This is a genomic window from Bradyrhizobium sp. YR681, assembly GCF_000282615.1.
GTDB lineage: Bacteria > Pseudomonadota > Alphaproteobacteria > Rhizobiales > Xanthobacteraceae > Bradyrhizobium.
Genome location: NZ_AKIY01000178.1, coordinates 1 through 19,647 on the forward strand (window position 1 = coordinate 1; position 19,647 = coordinate 19,647).

14 protein-coding genes, 1 tRNA gene and 2 pseudogenes are annotated in these 19,647 nt (G+C 63.0%); 6 read left to right on the plus strand and 11 right to left on the minus strand.

The features are described 5' to 3' along the window. The 3 genes from PMI42_RS13370 to PMI42_RS13380 all read left to right on the plus strand — a co-directional run. Window positions 1–385, plus strand: a 385-nt coding sequence (locus tag PMI42_RS13370; protein ID WP_008134876.1) for a Maf family protein, incomplete at its 5' end; no start/stop codon positions are given. A gap of 144 nt (window positions 386–529) precedes the next feature. Beyond that, the gene (gene yacG, locus PMI42_RS13375; protein WP_008134877.1) at window positions 530–712 is read left to right on the plus strand and encodes a DNA gyrase inhibitor YacG; all 183 of its coding nucleotides are present in this window, start codon (window positions 530–532) and stop codon (window positions 710–712) included. Between the two features lie 183 nt (window positions 713–895). Continuing rightward, window positions 896–971 (plus strand) — tRNA-Phe (locus PMI42_RS13380). Window positions 972–1,532: 561 nt separating this feature from the next. Here the strand turns inward: PMI42_RS13380 and PMI42_RS40750 are convergent. From PMI42_RS40750 to PMI42_RS13435, 11 genes and pseudogenes are all read right to left on the minus strand, one after another. After that, window positions 1,533–2,519, minus strand: a pseudogene (locus PMI42_RS40750) (recombinase family protein); the annotation flags it as partial. A gap of 159 nt (window positions 2,520–2,678) precedes the next feature. Next, window positions 2,679–3,104: a hypothetical protein gene (locus tag PMI42_RS13390; protein ID WP_008134878.1), complete on the minus strand. Its 426-nt coding sequence runs from the start codon at window positions 3,102–3,104 to the stop codon at window positions 2,679–2,681. Beyond that, entirely contained in the window at window positions 3,101–3,313 is a 213-nt protein-coding gene (locus tag PMI42_RS13395) for a hypothetical protein (protein ID WP_008134880.1), read from the minus strand. Before PMI42_RS13395 ends, PMI42_RS13390 begins: the two co-directional genes overlap by 4 nt. Further along, window positions 3,303–3,644, minus strand: a pseudogene (locus PMI42_RS40755) (hypothetical protein); the annotation flags it as partial. The pseudogene PMI42_RS40755 and the gene PMI42_RS13395, both read right to left, overlap by 11 nt. Beyond that, window positions 3,623–5,950, minus strand: coding sequence for a MobF family relaxase (gene mobF / locus PMI42_RS13405; RefSeq protein ID WP_008134883.1), 2,328 nt, complete (start codon window positions 5,948–5,950; stop codon window positions 3,623–3,625). The pseudogene PMI42_RS40755 and the gene mobF, both read right to left, overlap by 22 nt. A gap of 109 nt (window positions 5,951–6,059) precedes the next feature. Beyond that, window positions 6,060–7,769 (minus strand): type IV secretion system DNA-binding domain-containing protein, encoded by a 1,710-nt coding sequence (locus PMI42_RS13410; protein ID WP_008134885.1) that lies wholly within the window; start codon window positions 7,767–7,769, stop codon window positions 6,060–6,062. Window positions 7,770–7,777: 8 nt separating this feature from the next. After that, on the minus strand, window positions 7,778–8,452 hold the full coding sequence (locus PMI42_RS39125; protein ID WP_008134887.1) for a hypothetical protein: 675 nt from the start codon (window positions 8,450–8,452) through the stop codon (window positions 7,778–7,780). Next, entirely contained in the window at window positions 8,445–9,341 is an 897-nt protein-coding gene (locus tag PMI42_RS13420; protein ID WP_008134888.1) for a hypothetical protein, read from the minus strand. Before PMI42_RS13420 ends, PMI42_RS39125 begins: the two co-directional genes overlap by 8 nt. A 322-nt stretch (window positions 9,342–9,663) precedes the next feature. After that, on the minus strand, window positions 9,664–11,205 hold the full coding sequence (locus tag PMI42_RS13425; RefSeq protein ID WP_008134891.1) for a hypothetical protein: 1,542 nt from the start codon (window positions 11,203–11,205) through the stop codon (window positions 9,664–9,666). Continuing rightward, a complete protein-coding gene (locus tag PMI42_RS13430) occupies window positions 11,202–11,630 on the minus strand; it encodes a hypothetical protein (protein ID WP_035965570.1) in 429 nt (142 codons plus the stop codon). The genes PMI42_RS13425 and PMI42_RS13430 overlap by 4 nt, the downstream gene beginning before the upstream one ends. Window positions 11,631–11,950: 320 nt before the next feature. Further along, window positions 11,951–13,432 (minus strand): DUF3987 domain-containing protein, encoded by a 1,482-nt coding sequence (locus PMI42_RS13435; protein WP_008134892.1) that lies wholly within the window; start codon window positions 13,430–13,432, stop codon window positions 11,951–11,953. 1,261 nt (window positions 13,433–14,693) lie between these two features. On the opposite strand from PMI42_RS13435, the gene PMI42_RS13440 reads away from it, so the two are divergent. From PMI42_RS13440 to PMI42_RS13450, 3 genes are all read left to right on the plus strand, one after another. After that, on the plus strand, window positions 14,694–16,709 hold the full coding sequence (locus PMI42_RS13440) for a ParB/RepB/Spo0J family partition protein (RefSeq protein WP_008134893.1): 2,016 nt from the start codon (window positions 14,694–14,696) through the stop codon (window positions 16,707–16,709). Between the two features lie 699 nt (window positions 16,710–17,408). Then, entirely contained in the window at window positions 17,409–17,723 is a 315-nt protein-coding gene (locus tag PMI42_RS13445; RefSeq protein WP_008134894.1) for a DUF736 domain-containing protein, read from the plus strand. A gap of 355 nt (window positions 17,724–18,078) precedes the next feature. After that, window positions 18,079–19,275 (plus strand): hypothetical protein, encoded by a 1,197-nt coding sequence (locus PMI42_RS13450; RefSeq protein WP_008134896.1) that lies wholly within the window; start codon window positions 18,079–18,081, stop codon window positions 19,273–19,275. Window positions 19,276–19,647: the final 372 nt, after the last annotated feature.

Here is a 19,647-nt window from a genome sequence, read left to right on the forward strand (position 1 = left end):
GGCGGTCGGCCGCCGCATCCTGCCCAAGGCCAACCTGGTGGACGAGGCCGCGCAGTGCCTGCGGCTGCTGTCGGGCCGCAACCACCGCGTCTACACCGCGATCTGTCTGGTCACGCCGCGCGAGGCCTTCCGGCAGCGTCTGGTCGAGACCCGCGTCCGCTTCAAGCGCCTCTCGGAGGACGACATCCAGGCCTATATCGGCTCCGGCGAATGGCGCGGCAAAGCCGGCGGCTACGCCGTGCAGGGCATCGCCGGCTCCTTCGTGGTGAAGATGGTGGGGTCCTACACCAACGTGGTCGGCCTGCCGCTCTACGAGACCACCACGCTGCTCGGCGGCGAAGGCTTTCCGATCCGCTTCGGCTGGCTCAACGCCACCGCCATCTAGCGCGCCGATAAAAATCTCGAAAACAACCCCATGCACAGTAGAATGGGACCTCCGACCCCGGCGGGGCTGCATGCGCCGATGCCGCAGGAACCGGTTTGCCGACAGGCTCTTGAACTCCCTCACCTCGTGTAAGCTGCCGCCATCATGGATAACTCCGTCAAAACTCCCGCCGGCCCTCTCAAAACCTGCGCGATCTGCGGCAAGCCGCAGTCCGAGGGCACCCGTCCGTTCTGCTCGTCGCGCTGCCGCGACGTCGACCTGAACCGATGGCTGAAGGGCTCCTACGTCATCCCCGGCCGGGACGACGAGGCGGAAGGCGAAGAATAATAAGCAATATCAATAATTTGCCGGAGCGTCCGCCGCGCCCCGCACGCGCCGCGGCATGCCCGCCCCACCTTGTGCACAGCCGGGCCGCGCCCGGCGAAGCCACTTGGCAAAGCCGGGTGGACAGGCCGCTCTCAGCCCACTATAAACCGCCCGCTCAATGGGCTTTGGCCTCTCTTGGAGCACGCCCAGGTAGCTCAGTTGGTAGAGCATGCGACTGAAAATCGCAGTGTCGGTGGTTCGATCCCGCCCCTGGGCACCATTCCTGAACAGATTTACGAACCCGAGGCGTCGGTTGCCCGTCCGGTCCAAAGGTGGACCGGATGTTGTCGTTTGAACCGACGATCTGGATCTTGTCTTCGGACACGATGATCGCGTCCACCATGCTCGAAAGATAGGCTTTCCGCGCGGCGACATCGCCGGAAGTGAGCTGTTCGCGCATTAGGCGGGTGAACCGATCGACAGCGACGGGGTCAATCTCGATGGGCGCTCCGCTCGACTTCTTCGCATAATCCAGCGCTTCAACCGCTCTGTCGCGGGAGGCTTTCAGAGCCGCAACGCGCTCTTTGAGGGTCGGGTCAGTGCCGTCAACGGTACCCGCCTCGATCGCCGCGTAGAGGCGCCCCAACCGCTCTTCGGCCTCGGAAGCCTGGCGGGCGAGATCGACGATCCGGCGGTCGGCGGAAGCCTGCCGTTCGTCGCGGCGGGCTTTCAGGGCGAGCAGGATCGAAGTCACCCGGTCCGGCTGTAGCAACTGATCGGTCAAAGCCTCAACAACCAGCTTCTCGATGACCGGACGGGGGACCTTTCGGTTGACGCAGCTCGTCCCGTCGCCCTGCTTGTGGCGCCCCTGCTTGGTGGCCTGGATGCACTTGTAGTAGGCGTAGATCTTTCCGGTCCTGGAGGTGCCCGTCGCGGTCGTCAACGCGCAAGATACTTCACAGTCGCAGCGCACCAGGCCACCGAGCAAGGAGGGCGCCGAGGTCAGACGCGGCCCTTTGGCTCGCGGCTGCCGCGCAACCAGAAGGGCCTGGACTTCGTCGAACAAGGCACGATCGATGATCGTCGGCACATCATATTCGACGATTTCGGCGACGTCCTTGCGTTCGCCATCGCCCTTGCGGTTGAACTCATTGAAACGGCGAACCCCTGTATAGGCGTCGCGCGTGAGAATCTCGTGGATGGTTCCGGTGCCGAACAACGAGCCGTTCCTCGAACGGAAGCCGCGCTCGTTCAACCAGATCGCGATCTTTTTCGTGCCGAGCGGGCCGGAGTTTCCATCGCCGTTCCGGGCGAGATCGAAGGCGCGAACGACGATCTCGGCCTCGACCGGTTCGATCGCGAGCTTTTTCTTCTGCTTGTTTCCGATGATCTCGGCATCGACGGACTTGTATCCGAATGGAATGATGCCACCGTTGGAGAATCCACGGCGCGCGTTCTCTTTCATGGTGCGCGTTGTCGCGCGTGACGTTTCCGCGGACTGGAATTCGTTGACGATACCGATGAACTTCCTGAACAGATCTCCGCTCGCATCATTGGTCAATGGCTCGGCGAATGAAATCAGTTCAACTTTGTGCTTGCGCAGAGCGCGGACGGTGAGCTCCTGCTCGAACTGGTTTCTGAACGCGCGCGAAAACGAATAGACGAGAATGGCGTCGACCGATCGCGTGCCGTCGGTCGCGCGCGCGATCATCTGTTCGAACGCCGGCCGCTTCATATTCGTGGCCGTCTCACCCTCGTCGCGGAAAATGCCGACGACGTTCTCGCCGTCGCGCTTGCAGCGAGCGACCAGTTGGTTCTCCTGATCCATCAGGCTGAGGGCATTCTGGGCCTGAGCATCAGTCGATACGCGCACATAGATGAGCACGTTTCGCGTCGCCTTGACTCCGTTCGTCGAGGGCGTTTCCAATGCGTGAAGATGTTTGCGTGCCACGAGAATATTGCCCCTGCCTCAAGTCATGGATCGAGTCTAGCGGGGCGGTGCGAGCTTGTGAAGCAATTCAATCGCAGCGGCGCTGCGCATCTTGCTCACATCGATCATCTTGCCGTGGCGACGCGTCCATTCGATGCGGAACGCCTCGTGCAGCATCTCGGTGTGCGTCACACACAGGCCCTGGAACGTTGCCTGCACGCCATTATCCGGCAGCCGGAGAAAGCCCTGGATGAAGATCTGGTGGCGCAGCTCCTCGTTGATTGCACGAAGCTCGATGATCGCCGCCTCCCGATACCGGGGCTTGTAGACGTAGCGGGTATCGGGCGTGAATTCACCGTTGGTCGAGGGGCCCTGCGCCAGGACCTCGCCAACCAGCCAGACACCGCCGTCGACGGCGATGTCGGCGTATTTCTCCAAGTCCATTTTCAAGATGCGGGGCTCGTAGAACGGATGGGTGGTCATCGCTTCTCTCCTTTTCGATGTGTCGTGGTCACCGCCGGCATCGTGTGGGGTTTGGGATCGAAGACCGCGTCGAGCAGGTCGCCGAAATATCGCTCGATTGCGTCCAGCTCGGCCTTCGAGACCGGGATCGGATCGGGCAATTCGTTCTCCACGGTCCAGAATTCCGGATCGGAGGGCCGCGGCTTCGCTGGAGAGCGATTAGAGCTCATGGCCGAGCTCACGCTTCTTGCGATGCTGGCGATCGCGAGCGACGACTGCGGCGGCATCCGCCAGTTCGGACGGCTCGATCGTGCTCGTCTTGATGCTCTCGCGAGAGAGCAATTTCAGCAGGAGGGCTCGGCGCTCCTCGGCAGTAACGTCGTTCTGCCTAGTCTCTCGCGACCGCGCGGCTCTGACATGCGAATTGACCTCGGCGACATTAACGACGAGCGACAAGGGTCCACGGGCCCTGCTGGCGGCCACATAGAGCGAATTCCGCACGTAATGGGCATCGATCACAGCCGTGCAGGTCTCGGCAGTCAGCCCCTGTGATTGGTAGACCGTCGTTGCGTAGTCGTGAGCGAGACGTGCGTGGCCGTGCTCGTCGGCGACCGCCCTCGTCGAGAGGAGACGCGGTGACGACCGATGCGCGCGGTGATGTTGGCGTGGTCGCGGCCGTCCTGCTCAAGATGCTCAATCTTGCCACAGGTGCCGTTGATGATCCGATGGCCGGCCAATTCGGCCCGGCGACCGAACCTGATCCGGTCTCCGACAGCGAGGCGCAAGACATAGGGATCGCCCGATGCTGACGACGCCGTGACCGATACGTCCCGCCCCTGGATATCGCCGGTAGCGCGAAGCCGCTTGCGAATTTCGGCATTGAGGCCACGCACGGTGGCGTTGGAGCGGGCGATCAGCAGATGATCCTTGCCGGGCCGCTCCTGCCGGGCGCCAAACCATCTGTCCACGGCAGTCGAGATGGTCGATTTGTGACCCTCGGTCTCGACGATGCAGTCTTCCCTCTCCAGAATCTTGAAGGCCTTGTCGACCCGGCGGTGTGCAAGGTGCTCCACCGCGCGGCGCATCTTCGGATCACGCTGCCGGACGATCTTCTGCAGTACCGCCGCTTCGGTTGCGAGGCGGACGAGCTCAAGGCCGGCCGACGCCGCGATCGGCTTGAGCTGGCTCGGGTCGCCGCAGAGCACCAGCTTCACTTGTCCGGTAATCGGACCGACCGGTGTCCGCTCGCAAGTCGCCGCGTCGCTCAGGGCTTCCCTGAGGATGGCGTGAGTCGCCCTTGCTCCAAGCAGCCCGACTTCATCGACTATGAGCACGGTCTTTGGGTCGAGAAAGCGGCCGCCGGTTCGTGCAATGGCCAACCAGGAATCTATGGCACGCGCTTCGACCTGCAATTCCTGCGCGAGCATCTCGGCGGTGCGCCAGGAGGCGGCTGCCGCAATCACGCGATATCCGTCCTCCTTCAACTGGCCGACCAGCGGTTTAAGTGAATACGTCTTTGCCGAGCCGGCTTTGCCTTGGAGAAGCGTCAGGGCGCGCCCTTCAGCCAGCGTGTTGACGGCGGCAATCTGTTCGCTCGACAGGCCGACCGCGACCGCCTTCTCGTTCAGCGCGACAAGATCAGGGCCAGACCAGCGCCGATTCGCAAGCTGCTTTGCGAGATCAATCGTCTCACGTTCCAGGCGGACCATTTCCGGGGTCGAATAGACAGGCTCCTTGAGTTGATCCTTTCTGATTTCGACGATCCGGCCGCTCGCGATGAGGTTATCGACGCGTTGCATAAGATGCGCGGGATCGGTCGCGGTCCCAACGTGGGCGGTCGCGACAGCTCGGATCACATCGATCCGCGAAAACGTCGCCTCATGCTCCGTGAGCTGCTCGGGAATTTTCGCAAACGCGGCTTCGAACGTCTCATCCCGGCCGCCGCGGTCGAGGTTCGGGGCCATCCGCAGATTCTCGACGCAGAGCCCGGGGACGAGCCCTAGGTCGGCGGCCTTGCCCTGCCAGAGTTCGAAGCGATCGGTGCCATCATCGCGCTGCTTGCTGCGACGCGTCGACAGCGTGGCTGCCGCAGCTATTGCAGGTGCGGCGGCGGAATCCTGGCCGCTCTCGGCGAGCTCGTCTTCGATCTGATTCCTGCGGCTGGAGAAGAATTTTCGGATTTCGGGATCAAAACCCACCTCGAAGGTGCCGTGCTTTCCGATCTCCCGAATGACGAAGCCGAGCTTGCGCAGTTCGTAGGCGGTATGGGCTGCATGGATCGATCCCAGGCAGGTCTTGATCTGTCCCAGACGCGTGTCGATGCACCCAATGGAGGCATCGTCCCGCATGGCCAGGTTGAACACGACGGAATGGGTGTGGAGCTGGGGGTCCGAAAAGACCGATCCATCCAGGTGGGGCGCCGGCCGCGCCGTATCGTGGGTAAACAGCGCGCCCGTCAGTCTGACGTGCTGGCGGTGGAGCCCGTCGCGGCCTCGGCGCGCGTAAGTCGCTTCGTCCTCCAGAATCTCCAACGCGCGGTGGACGCCGGTCAGGTGGGCGTCGAGGACGGCCTGGCGAAGCTCCAGATTCGTCGTGAGCGCATAGACGAGGCTCACGCTTTTGGACGGCGAAAAGGTGAAGTCGACGCCTTCAACCTTGCGGCTGCCCGTCGTCAGCAGCCAGCGCCCCTCCTGGTCGAGGCCCGCGTGGAGCTGAGCAAAACGCTCGATATCGACGGCCCCACCGTGCGTCAGGCCAAACTGCGAGCCACGCGCGAACCATGTTGCCGCGATCTGCCGTTCGCCGCCGTGATAATAATCCCGGGCGTAGTACGTCGAGGCGGTGCCGATTTGGAGCGATGCAACCATGATGGAGGAAGCATTCCGGAGATCGCGCACCGATCGGTCCCGTGACCCCCCACAAAATCCGCAAGCTCAAAAAATGAGAGCCGCCCGGAGGCGGCTCTCGATTGACTATTCAGGCCCGCGTTTTGCGCGGGAGCCAGCGATGCAAGGGCCAATCGACGATGGGAATGTCAGCGAGGCCGAGCACGACGGCCCGGATGAAGGGACGTCCCCACAGGTCAAATTTCAGGCCGAGATCGGACTGATATTCGGAGACCGTAATCGGCGGAATGGTCCACTCCTGCTGACGCTGGTCGGCGTGCGCGGGGACGGCGGCATCGCGAACCGTCCGCTGCGCGACCCACTCCTTGGCGACGCGCTGAGCGCTTCCCCCGGGCGCCAGACCGCAGATGATCTGCAGCCCGAAGTTTTCCCGGAACGCTTCCGATTCCCTGAGCTGCGCCGGGCTTTGGGCTGTGACAATCGTCCGCACACCGCGCGATCGCCCCAGCGCCGCCAGATCCGTGATGGCTGGGCTCTTGTCGATACCGATCCGCGTGACCTCGTCCAGGAATAGCCAGATGCGCCAGTCATGCTCGTCTTGGACGTCGCCTCCCAAAATGGTCCCAGCCAAGATGCGCAGCACGAGCTTGACGAAAGCTGCTGAGCGGTCGCGCCGCTGGAGGTCGTAGCGCAGGATGATCGGCCGGCGCCACTGTCCGGCAACGGCCCAGGCACGCAACGATCGAGGCCGTGCCCCATCCTGCTCCAACTTGGCGAAGCGGCGGGCGGTGGCGCCAACATGGGCAATCAGGTTGAATTGGAGGGATAAGATAAAATTCGCCGGCTCCTCGCCGCGCGTCATGATCATGCCGGCGACATCAGGAGCGATTTTGCGGATCATGGGCTCCAGTTCGCCCGGCGGCTTTGACAGCATGTCGTGCAGATCACGCCAGCCCCACCGTTGGCCGCGCTCGGATTGCAGGAGCTGGATGATCGCGCTGAGGATCAGTCGCGATCCCTCAGCCCAGACCGGATCCCGGGAATCCGGGATCAGGCTTGCCGCGAATTCATCGGCGTCGGCATCATCCAGCAGGTCTCGGCCGATCGCCCACACCACCGAATTTGCTCCCGCGAGGTCGAAGACGAGCGGCCGGTATCGCGCAAACCGGGCGGCTAGCTGCCCCTTCACGTCGAGGGCCAGTACCCGATCGCGACGCCCCAGGGCCTGATTCATCAGACCCTCCGCAATCACGGACTTGCCCGACCCGGGTGGCCCCATCAGCAGGATACCCTCCTTCTCAGTGACGATAGGCAAGCGCGTTCCCGGAGCCAGGAAGACGCCCGCGCCGGTTTGCCGACGCAGCGGGTGGAAGGTCGCGTTCAGATAGCCGGCGCCTGACGGACTCCACAGCGGCCGTGGCCCATTGACGTGAAGCGCTGCGATACGTTTTGGGCTGGCGTCACGCACGCGTCGAAATACCGTTCGCGCCGCGGCAACTCCGATTGCGCAGGCCACTGCAAGCCGGAGAACGAAGGGCATGACGAGATCGCCCGGCGGCATGGCGTCGATGAGGGCGGCCACGAGGCGCAACGGATACGTCGCGAGCTCGCCGATCCCGCTCGTCTCCAGATGAGGCATCTTGGCCTGCTGGATGAACGACCAGAGGTCGGAGAGGTGCACGGTAACTGCCGCATCGGATGGATGCCACCACATGAGGGGCGGGATCAGCGTGCAGAAGGCGATGCTCATCGACAGCAGCACAGCGAGGAACGTCATGCCGCCAAAGAGGCGCGCGCTGGCGAGCGAGGGGAACGGTTCGGTCGGATGAGGCTTCATCATGATGCAGGTCACCTGAGGTTGATGCCAGAGCGGCGCGGGACGTAGAGGCGCGCGCCTTGGGGCAAGAGGATGCTGGAGTCGAACGAAGGGTTTGCCGCGGCCAGAACCGCGAGCGGCAAACGGAGCTTGTCGGCGGCCACCGACAGGCTCAGGCCCGTCGAACCGATGACGTAGGTGCAATCGCCGGTCCAGGCGTCGAGCCTGCTGCAGACGCGCGGCGTCGACGGCTGAGCCGTCAGCTCGGGCAGGACACGCTGGACGAGCGGGGCCGACACGATGAGGAGGCCGCCGATCACCGCAGCGATAGACGTCTCGCGCGCGCATTCCCACCACAAGGGCTGGCGCTGGCGGAGTCGGGTCAACCACGACACGCTCTCTTCGGACATATTGCGCGCGGTGCGGACCGGGCGAGCGGGTTCTTGGGGGACGGGCGAGCCGCCCCCCTGAACACGGATGATCCGCGAGCGTTCGGCCAAGAGGGCCATCCCGCGCGGGCCGAGCCGCGCGATCACCCAGCCGGGCACACGCCGGAGCTGATGGAAGGGCATCGTGGCCAACCGCTCGACGATTGCGCGGCGCCCGGCTTCCCCGCGCACGCGCAACTCGCGCAGGCGGCGCAGCCAGGCATCGAAATCCTCTTCGGGACGGGGCTGCTGTTGCTGGTCGTTAACCTGATCAGGCATCGTGGCCTCCCTGATCAGCGGTCGCCAGCGCCTCGATGCCACCCCACATGATCTCGAGCCAGCTCGCGACGTCGCCCTGCAGGACCGCGGCAATCGCGCGCGACACGTTGAGCCGCTGGGCGATGTCGGTGTCATCGGCGTGGATGATGTCGAGGAACGTCATGCCGAGCTGTTCGAACGGCACGAGCGCGCCGGCCGCGGCCGCCGGCATCTGCAGGATACGGCGGCCTTCCAGGAAGGGCGCCACCGCTTCGCGCCAGACGTCGTCGGAGGAAGAGCCCGGAAAGAACTTGAATCGGCCGCTGCGCTCGTTCAGGACGGCGACGATCTCTGCCGAGGGGCATGCGATCGCGAGCGCCTTGCCGAGGGCGGCGCTCTGGCCCATCGCCGCGAAATCGGCCACAAACACCAGCCAGACCACGACCTGCACGCCATTGTTGCGCAGGTGCGCATCCAGCCGGGCCTTGCCGATGTACTCGACCGTCGCTGCGGCCGACGGCCCGCCGCCGACATCGACGACGACCGGCACTCCGTCTGCGAGCGAGGCGTCGATCGCGGCCGACAGCGGTTCCATCGCGGTCATCGCGGCCAGCGGATCGCTCCGCATCTCCTCTGTGCCGGGCAGATGAACGACCGACACCAGATCGGCGTAGAGCCTGGGCAGGAGAGCGGTGCGATCCACCTGGACGATGCGGACGCCGCCGCCCGTCAGGCGATGCTTGTCGATCAGCAGCCGCACCAGAGTCGACTTTCCGATTCCACCCTTGGGGCCGATGACGAGGTGAATGATGGGACCGGTCCTGGCCCGCTCTTCGGCCTTACGCGCGTCCTTGACGAGCCTTACAGCCTTGCGCTGCAGGCGCTTTTCCTTGCGATCCTGATCGTTCATAGCAGTCCTCTTTCCTGGTTGAAGGAACTGCGAAAGAATCAGGCTTGGCGTACCGATGGGTCCCGTGACCCCCCACATTCGAAGGGCTGCGCTTTGAGTGGGAGAGCGCGTCTGGTCGCGCGGCACAGACCACGAATCCTTGCAAGGCTGGCGAGCCCTCGGCCCTTGCGAAGGGATTTGTGATCAGTCGATTTGGACCGCAAACATGAGAGGCTCTGCCGAACGCGCGCCAAGTTGTAACGCATTCGACACGAGCAAGTGCGTCGAAAGCGTTTTCAGGTTTCGATCCAGCGGTCGGCTGGATCAGCAAAGTACTGTTCGATCATATGTCGCGTCGAGGTTTTCGCTCGCTTCGAGCGCCGTCCATCCGATCGAGAAGCTTGAAGATCCTGCCCAGCCGGGCATGAATCTCCTCGTTCGAATGAAGAGGGCTGAGCAATTTCAGCAGTCTCGTGCTGTCTACATCGGCATATTGCGACGCGCCTTTTCCGAGAGGATAGCGCGAGCGCAGAATGTCGATGTCCAACATCGCTGCCAGCTGGTTATTTCCGCGGTACTTTGCGTCGGACGAATAAAATATGCCTCTGCGATACTCGTCTTCGCAATCCTTGCGCCAGACCGCCGCTGCATTCCTTGCAAATTTCTGGAAGTAATCTCGATCCTCGACCAGCTTCGGGTTGGACCGCGCTAACGCGGCCAAGCGAAGGTTCCATCGACTGAGGGTCTCGACGTAGTCACCGAGAATGACGATCTGCTCGCGATGCCTCACGATTCTCGTTGCGAAGTCATATGCGACTTCAAGAGCAACATCGCGCCTCGCAACACGAGCGCCTGTGCCGTCCGCTCGCTTGCGCTTGACGGTCCATGTGCCGTCGGTTCCGACCAAAGGGTCGAAGTTCCCGACACCACATCTCAGCGCGAATTCTGGCATAAGCTTCATCGCGGCGCGGATGAATCCCGCAAACCTGTCTTCGAATGAGTCGCTGCTCTTGTCGCCGGCCAGGAGTCGCACCCGCACACCTGTCGGCTCTCTCATGGTTTTGGCGCCGATTTCGAGAGCCTCAGCGATCCATTGATAGACCGGTGGCCTCTTGTCAAAATCGGTCACGGTTCGGTTGCGTTGGGAATCCTTCTCCTTGCTTCCCCACATCTCGGTCGCACTTTGAAGCTGGAAAGCAACAATGCGAGCCCGGCGGCCCAGGTTCAGATTGGCCTCAGGCCCGAGAATCTCAACGAAATCCCGGATCGGGAGGCTTTGCGTGCAATCTTGTGACCTGTGCGAAAGCTCCTGAATGACGCCCGCCAATAGGTTTCGCGGTTCAGGCAGGATGAGCCGGTAAGACTTGACTGTCGTGCCTTCAGCGGCGGTGAAGGCGCGCTTGATGAGATCAATGTCCGTTGGAAGGAGCTCGCGCGGATTCCAATTGGCGTCCAGGTTTTTATCTGGAACCCGGAGCGGTCGGATTCGATCGCTGAGTAACTCCTCGCAAGCGTACTTGCTGAGGTTGCGGCGGCCTTTCAGCGGCCCGATCCTGAGGACCGGCCCTGCGGGTCGATCGACATTTGCATTCAAGAAATCAGCGAACTGATGAAGCTCTGCGATCAGGTCCTTTCGCCGCTTTGACGGATAGCGCTGAACACGTCCCTTACCCCTCTGTTTTTCGGAATGTTCTGGCAGATCGTCGAGCCAGTACGGTACATCCGCGGCAAAGGTGTCGCATGCCGCCACGAAATCCATGGCCGACAATAGCGGTTCGACGGCCTGCTCGCCTCGGTAGAAGTTTAGTGCAAGCCCCAGGAGCTCGGCCGAGACGCGATCGCGTTGCCTTGCTCTGGTAGCGGAGGCAGGCTTTGCCAGCTTCATTGATCATCCAGGTCAAGCGGACGCGGGCGCGTCTTCAGAATTTCAGCGAGCCGGCTCGATGACGAAGCCGGCGATCGTGCGGGAACTGTGACACCAGCGCTCTTAATGATTGGTGTGCGGCCGGGCTCGTGCTCGAGTTCGAGGAGGCGGTGCGTCGTCACGCGTCCGTTCACCTCATGAGCGTCTGGCTCGGCGGCAAGTCGAGCGTACTCGGTCCGCAGGTTGTGCGCGGCGATGGCCCGACCAGATTTGTCGCGAGCGCCGGCTTGGGTCAGGCGCGTGGCGATCTGCCCCCAGGTCAGGCCGCGGCCGCGCAAGGCGTCGAAATCCGTCAAGCAAGACCGCACCGCTCGCCGCAGCGGGATGCGCTCCGCACCGGCTCCGAGTTTTTCGACGATCGCCTGAATATGCTTGCCAATATCCATGTGGAAGATGTGTTGCTAGGGATTGTAATCGCAAGGTCGGTGCGCCCGTGTGACACCGTCAAAGCTGCGTGTGAGAGCAATTGTCATCGCCTGTGCAGCTGATCGATGCCGCTAGGAGGCAACGCGACAATCTCTCTGCCAGATGGACGTGGGCGCCGTGCTGCTTCGTCTTTCGAAATGAACGGATCAGATTCGGCATGCATGCCGCGAAGACCGATAGTTCTCTGCGTCCTTCGTGCTGGCTGGATTGGATCGCGTCGTCGAATGATCTTAGCCGAGGCGGGAAGCGGCGATGGGTGCTCCCCATCGCCGCTTCTCGGCTACGCCGTCAGCAAGGCCGGGTGCACGAGCCAATTCTGTGCGGGCCGGCCCAGGCCGCCCCGCTCCGCCGGCTGGAGGAGGCCGCGCAGCTGCAGCTCGCGCAATGCATCCTGGATCGCACCGGCATCGCGCAGCGGCGATCCGCGCCCACGCAGGATGTCCTCGCGGGAGTTGATCGTCGCCTTGCCCAGCCGGCGCAGGTGCCGGGCGAGCTGGGTGGTGGGGGCCTCTTCCTTCTCTCGCGTCACCGTGAGCGTGCGCTCGGCCATCGGCAGGAAGAATTCGGCCATCAAGCCGACAGCGCGCTCCGCATCCTCGCCGGAGACCGCAATCGGCTGCTGGCCCTTGCTGACCGCCTCAGTGACCGCGAACACCGCGCTGATACGCCGTGCCTGCTGGGCGGCACGGACGTAGACATCATGCAGGCGATCGCCGAGATCGTCGATGCCAGCGGTGAAGGTGCGGCTGGCGCGGTCGAGCACCGTGCGCGCCTCGTCCGACATCGCGATCGTGTCGAAATACTGGCCAGTCGAGTCGCTGCCGCCCGAGCGGACCAGGTCGACCGCCAGCTTGCGCAGGAGATCCACGGGGCCAGCCTCGCTGGGCAGCTCGTGGATGGGCGTCACATCGGGATAGCTCCACAGGAAGCGGGCACACAGCCCATCCCCTTGCGTGATGTGACCGATCGACTGCGGGTGGAGCGCGGCCAGAACGGTCAGCAGCAGCGCCGGCACCACGATGAACCCGGTCTTCAACTTGACCGGGTAGCGCGGCCCGTCGAAAGCCTGCAGCAGGATCGTGCGGCCGCGATGCCCCTGGCCGGCCATCAGCCCCTTGAGCACGCCGCGGAATTCGGCCGACAGCAGCGTGCGGCCGCGCGCGTCGTGCTGCAGCTCGTCGATGAAGCCCGCGCCCGTCGCATCGCACAGGACCAGCGGAGGCCCGGAAGCGGCGGCGTCCTCATCCAGATCCGCCGGGACGGCGCCGCTGCGCAAGATGCGCTTCATCGCGCTTGAGGTCTGCCGCGCCTGATGCGCCGCGATCTCCTGCGAGCCTGCCGAGGAGTGCTGCGTGTTCGCGCCATCGCCCATGATCGCAGTTTCGGCATGCTGAAGCGCGTCCTGGGCGATCTCGATCACGGTGCTGCGGCCGGAGCCGGGCCGGCCGACCATCGCCGCGAACAAGGCGAGCGGCTCGGTCTTCGCCGACGTCAGTCCGATCCGCCAGCGATTGCCAATCGCGCCGGAGACGGTGGCGAGCACGGTGGGGCCCACGTAGGCGGCGCTCAGATGCTGCGTATCCGTGAAACCGTGGACCAGCGCCTCGATGGCCGGGGTGAGGTGCTGCAGCGGGAACACCGGAGCCGGCGTCGACTGCGGCTGCATAAACGTCAGATCGGCCACGGACCAGTTCGTGCCGATCGCATCTCCGTTCGGCGGAGTATCGGCCTCCGCCTTGGTCGTGGTACGCTTCTTCGCCATGATGATGCCTTCCGTTTGAGGCCCACGTCGTGTGGGCGGCATCTGATCTACAGGCGACTTAAACCCGATGAGTCCCGTGACCCCCCACAAGATCCAATGTCCCGCGCTCCAGCGGCACGATCGCGCCTGGACTTCCAAATAGGGCTGTCAGGGTGACAGCCCGACGAAATGACAAAATGACAATACTCGGGATGCGGTAAGGGCACGAGGCCACCCAGAGAGCCGGGGCCTGACAGAATGACGAAATGACAAAAATACCTACGAACAGCATCGAAGGCCGAACCGATCACCCGGTCGCCATGTGATTGTGCTCATCCTCGTCCGACAAATCCGGCCTTGTGTCAGCCGGGAGCATGCGGGCTCTTCGTCAGAACTGGCGCTATCTCGCACGCGGATTGCGAGACCGCCCGGTCGTGCAGGGTTCAAAGGGATATTGGAGGTCGGGATACCGGCTGACGAATTTTGGCATTTTGTCATTTCGTCGAACCATGCGGTTGCGATCCGCAAAGGCTCCTCGTTGCCCGAGAAATTCGCGAACGCGCAGGACCCGCCCTGGTTGCGCCAATTCCCACCGGCCTCTTTGCCGGGCCGAACGTGATCCGACGCAATGACGAAATGACAGAAGTCATCGCCGAGCACTGCTCGATGCAGGTCGATTGTCATCGGGCTGGTGCGATCTGCGTTCCACAATGGTGTTGCCCCCACCGTTGCACGCGACTTGGTTTGCCATCTGCGGCAGATGTCTCAGGTTGCATATGGTGTCCCTCGCCGGAGGCACTCGGTCCCGGGTCCCGCCGCGTTCCGCGTCGGCGCTATGCTGACCCTCCTGCGGGTGCCTTCTTAACCGGTCTCGGCACTGCAGTCGGTCCCGCGTCCCGCCAAGGGGCGGCGCTATGCTGACGCTCTTGCGGCTGCCTCTCTTGCTGGTCCTGTCGGACGATGACTTCATTTCCATCAAGACGACTGTCTCGTTTCGAACTGACTAATGGGCTCCGCCCCTCACGCGCGCCAGGGTGAAGCGCCGGCTCACGCCGGCGCCGACCCGGGCGGTCTCCCCGGTCTTCCGCGCTGTCCGCAGACGACGAACCATCGCGGGCCTGCCCATTCGCTTGTGCAGACCCGCTTCCAGAGAGCGGCCCTAAGGGGCGGGCGATCCCCCACCGCCCGGTTCGCCCTGGCACTTGCTACCCAGGTCTCGCCGACGGGCAGGGTGCAGGCGCGGAATGCGCGCTCTGCACCCCTGTGCAAAACGGAGATCATTATGTCGGCCAAGCCAGTCAAAACCATCATCGCGAGCGGTAGTGAAATTTTCATCCCGCTGAGCAAGCTCAAGAAATCCCCGAGGAACGCACGCAAGACGCCACACAGCGAAGCGGCAATCGAGGGCTATGCGTCGAGCATCGCCGCCAAGGGCATTCTACAAAATCTTGTCGTCGAACCTGAGTTTGATGCGGAAGGTGTCGCAACCGGATTTTATTTCGTGACGATCGGCGAGGGGCGGCGGCTGGCGCAGCTCTTGCGGATGAAGCGGAAGGAGATCAAGAAGACCGAGCCGATCCGCTGCATCGTTGATACCGTGAACGACGCCTTCGAAATCAGCCTTGACGAAAACGTCACCCGGGAGGACATGCACCCGGCCGATCAGTTCGAGGCCTTCAAGAAGCTGGCAGACGAACGCGGGTTTGGTGCCGAAGAAATCGCCGCCCGTTTCGGCGTAACGCCGAACGTGGTGCACCAACGCCTGCGGTTGGGTGCGATCTCGCCGAAGTTGATGCAGGCTTATCGCGATGGTGAATTGTGCCTTGACCAACTGGCGGCCTTTGCCATCACTGATGATCATGTCCGGCAGGAAGCCGTCTACGAGCGGCTATCCTACAATCGGGACGCCAGCACGATCCGCCGCCTGCTCACCGAAACTCACGTCCCCGCCACCGACCGCCGCGCCCGCTTCGTCGGGATCGAGGCCTATACGGAAGCGGGCGGCACGGTCCTGCGTGATCTCTTCACCGAGGATCGCGGCGGTTATCTGGAAGATGTTGCCTTGCTCAACGGCTTGGTCACGGCAAAGCTCGGCAGCGAGGCCGACCGGTTGCGGGAGGCCGAGGGCTGGAAATGGACCGAAGCCCAGCTTGATTTCCCGCACGCCCACGGCATGCGGCGGATTTATCCGCATTCCGTCGAACTCTCGGCAAAAGACGAGCGCGCTCTGAAGGTGGCCCAGAGCCAAATCGACCAACTGACCGAACAGTATCAAACTGTCGATGAACTGTCCGACGACGTAGACGCGCAGTTCGGCGAGCTTGAAGCTGAAATCGAACGGCTGGAGGCGAAGCGGCAGGCCTACGATCCTGACGACATCGCGCGCAGTGGAGCCTTTGTGATCCTCAATCACGACGGCACCATAAGAATCGAACGCGGCTTCGTCCGCTCGGGCGATGAAAAACCGCAGTCCGAAGCTGAGCAGGAGAGCCGCGATCGGTCGAGGAACGGGAGCCATGATGCAGACGGCCAATCCATGCAGGATAACGCAGCGGGAGCAGAGGTCGCCAGCGAGGAGGCCGACGACCGGCCTTTGTCCGACGCTCTCGTCCGTGACATCACCGCACATCGTACCTTGGGGCTGCGCCTCAATCTGAGCGAACAGCCCGAAGTCGCCATCGTAGCGGTCATGCATGCGCTCGCGGCCCAAATCTTTTATCTCGGTGCGGATGCGCATGTCGTCGGCATCCGGCCGGTCAAGACCGATCTCGCAGCGCATGCAGAGGGCATCGAGGATACTCCCCCCGGCAAGGCTTGGGCGGATCGTCACGCCAATTGGGCACGGCAGATGCCGCGTGACGTCACGGAACTGTGGACCTTCGTGGCCGAGCTTGATCACGACAGTCGCATGGGCCTGTTTGCGCATTGTGTCGCGCTGACCGTCAACGCGGTCATACTCCCATCGGAGCGGCGGCCCCGCGCGTTGGTAACGGCCGACCAACTGGCGGAAGCCGTCTCCCTCGACATGACCGGATACTGGCGGCCGACCGTACGCAGCTATCTTGGCCGCATCACCAAGGCGCGCATTCTGGAGGCAGTCAGCGAAGGCGTGAGTGGTGAGGCGGCCGAACGTATGGTGGATATGAAGAAGCCCGACATGGCGGAAGCAGCCGAGCAGTTGCTGGCAACGACCGGCTGGCTACCCATCCTGCTCAGAACGGCAAAACCGTCGCCTGACGTCAGAGGCGTAACAAACGTTCCGCCAGACAGCGAAATCGTGCAGGATGCCGCCGAATAGACCAACGCCGGGGCCGCCGATGCGGCCCCGGCCAAGCGTCAGAAATTTTGCCGCGCGCCGTACCGGCGCGCGGCGGTTTCATGGATGCAATGATCCCGCTCAGGAGGCCAACGGCCCACCACAGGCTGCACAAGCCTCATCGAGGTCAGTCGCGCAGTTCGCCGGGTAACTCATATCACCAGCACGTTCGACGATTGGACTATCCGCGGAAGCGAAATGTCGATCATGCATGAACTGAGGATATCTCGACCATCGCGACAGCGGCCAATGCCCACGGCCCTTCGATCACCACCAAACCGCGAAATTGCGCCACCCTCTGCCTCGGATTGCCAGCCTCGCGGCTGAGCTTCGTGCGTCTTGCGCGCTTCCACCAAAGCCGATCAAATCCTCATGAAAAGCACTGCCACGCGTCATGATTGTCTTCGTTTGCCTCTTGACGGCTCGCGTCCTGCGCCTCCTCGAATGAGCGGATCAAGCCCGGGGGCCGGCTACGCCTCGATCGCCTTCCCGCAACTGCTACGCCTGCTTTTTTCCCCTGCCGCGAAGTGGCGGCATTCCTCGCGCGAAGACAAAAAAGCAGGCTGACGCAGTCCTTCGCATGCGCTGCGGGCCCGATGGCTGCGGGCCGATCGCTCCCCGGGCTAACGACCGTCATCGAGGCGGCGATGGTCGCGGCCCGAGTAACAAACAGAGACTATCATGCCTCAGATTGGCACCTTTACTACATCGGAAACCGGCTATGTCGGATCCATCAAGACCCTCACGCTCAGCCTGAAAGCAAAGCTGGTTACCAACTCCGAGACCGGCAACGACAAGGCACCCGACTACCGCATCGTCGCGGGCGGGGTCGAGTGTGGGGCGGCATGGAAAAAGGTCGCACGCGATAGCGACCGCAGCTACCTCAGTTGCAAGATCGATGATCCCTCGCTGCCTGGTGCGATCTACGCATCGCTTGTCAAGATCGATGATGGTGACGAATTCGCTCTGATCTGGTCTCGCCGTAGCGGCGACTGATGCCAGGGCATCGTCGGCCCCGCCTCTTCGAGGCGGGGCCTTTTTTGATTCTGCCGCTGATGCATATCAAGGAAGCGCAATCTCTCTTGGAAGTGGACTGCTAAGGGCTCCGCCCTCGCGCCGGCAAGGGTGAAGCACGGCACGCCGTGCCGGCCGGAACGGTATCCCCGATCTTCCGCGCCTTGGATCGCGACTTTCATCGCGGCGCGTGCAGATGCGCCGCACGCGGCGCCCCTTCGGGCGGGTGATCCCCCTCCGCATCCGGCCGCCCTTGCCCTTGCTACCCCAGGTCTCGCCGACGGGCAGGGTTGCAGCGCAGCGCTGCGCTTCAACCTCAGCCCATAGGAGTAGCGAGATGAACATGATGACTTTGCAGCAAAGCGAACGGCCAGCACCGAGCGGCTTTCGAGTGGATGTGTCGCGCGGCCAACGGATCGGGCGCGTGTCGTCGGAATGGTTTGCCCGACCGGATGACGAGCGCTATTTGAACCTGTCGGATCTGTATGAGGCCGTCCGTGGCCGGGCTGAACGCGCGCAGGCGCGCACCGTCGAAAGCCGGGCGATCCGGGTGGAGGCAAACCGGGATGATGCGGAGCGATTGGCATTGCTTGTGCCGGGGCGTGACGGGCCCGTCGCGCCGACGCATTGGAGCTTTGGCCAGTTGTGCACGCTGATCGGCGCGCCTTCGTCCTATCTGCGGCAGCTTCCCGCAGCGCTATCGGCCATCAACTTGCAGCACGGCCTGATCTCGCATCGCGCAGAGCTGGTGAAGATATTGGAGGCCGATAACGGGCGCGTCGAGCTCCGCGCGGTGACTGGCCCCGAATACGGGCGCATCTGGGATCATGAGCTTGTGGACGCCGTCATGAAGATCGCCGGCAACGGCACGGGCGATACGCGCTGGAAAGTGCCGGGCGTTCTGGATTGGGCCACCATGACACACAATCCCTTCGTGGACGTGACCAAAGACACGACGACGCTCTATGCCAGTGACCGCGATGTGTTCCTGTTTCTGGTAGACGATACCAATCCCATCGAAGCCGGGAAGTTGCCGGATGGATCGCCGGACTTGTATTTCCGGGGATTTTATTGCTGGAACAGTGAAGTCGGCAGCAAGACCCTTGGCATCGCCAGCTTTTATCTGCGCGCGGTCTGCATGAACCGCAATCTCTGGGGCGTAGAGAACTTTGAGCAGATTACCATCCGTCATTCGAAGTTCGCCGCGCAGCGCTTCGCACAGGAGGCCGCGCCCGCGTTGACGCGCTTTGCCAATTCCTCGCCTGCCCCCTTCGTCGCCGGCATCAAGGCGGCTCGCGAACGGATCGTCGCTCGCACGGACGAGGACCGCGAAGCATTCCTGCGCAAGAACGGATTCTCCAAGACCGAGACCTCGAAAATCATCGAAACCGTCCTTGGCGAAGACAACCGCAAGCCCGATAGCATCTTCGATTTCGTGCAGGGGATTACCGCATTCGCCCGCGTAAAGCCGCACCAAGATGCTCGCCTCGAGTTGGAAGGAAAAGCAAGGCGTCTGATGGAGCGTGTAGTCTAAGAACATTGGCCGCGTAACTGGAGTTAAGTTACGCGGCTTCACGAGCCGAAAGAATTCGCGCCGCCGATCCGGCAAGCCGGATCGGCGGCGATGACGCGCGTCCGCGTCACGGGCTCGCCGGGCCTAACGGCCCCGCTCGCGAACTCCACGGTTTGACACCTTTCATGTCTCGAACTCTTGTAGAGCCGGTCGTCCCAATCGCGAAAGTTAGCAACTTGTTGCGACTGTACGCGAATCCGACTTGGTAAGCGGTTGACTCGGAAGTTTGACGATGACTCACTTGCTCGATCGTGAGCCGATCGTCAGGTCGTCTCCACCGAAGATCCGACCGTCCTCGCGCAGCACAACACCGCGCTTAAACCGTGTCTTGGC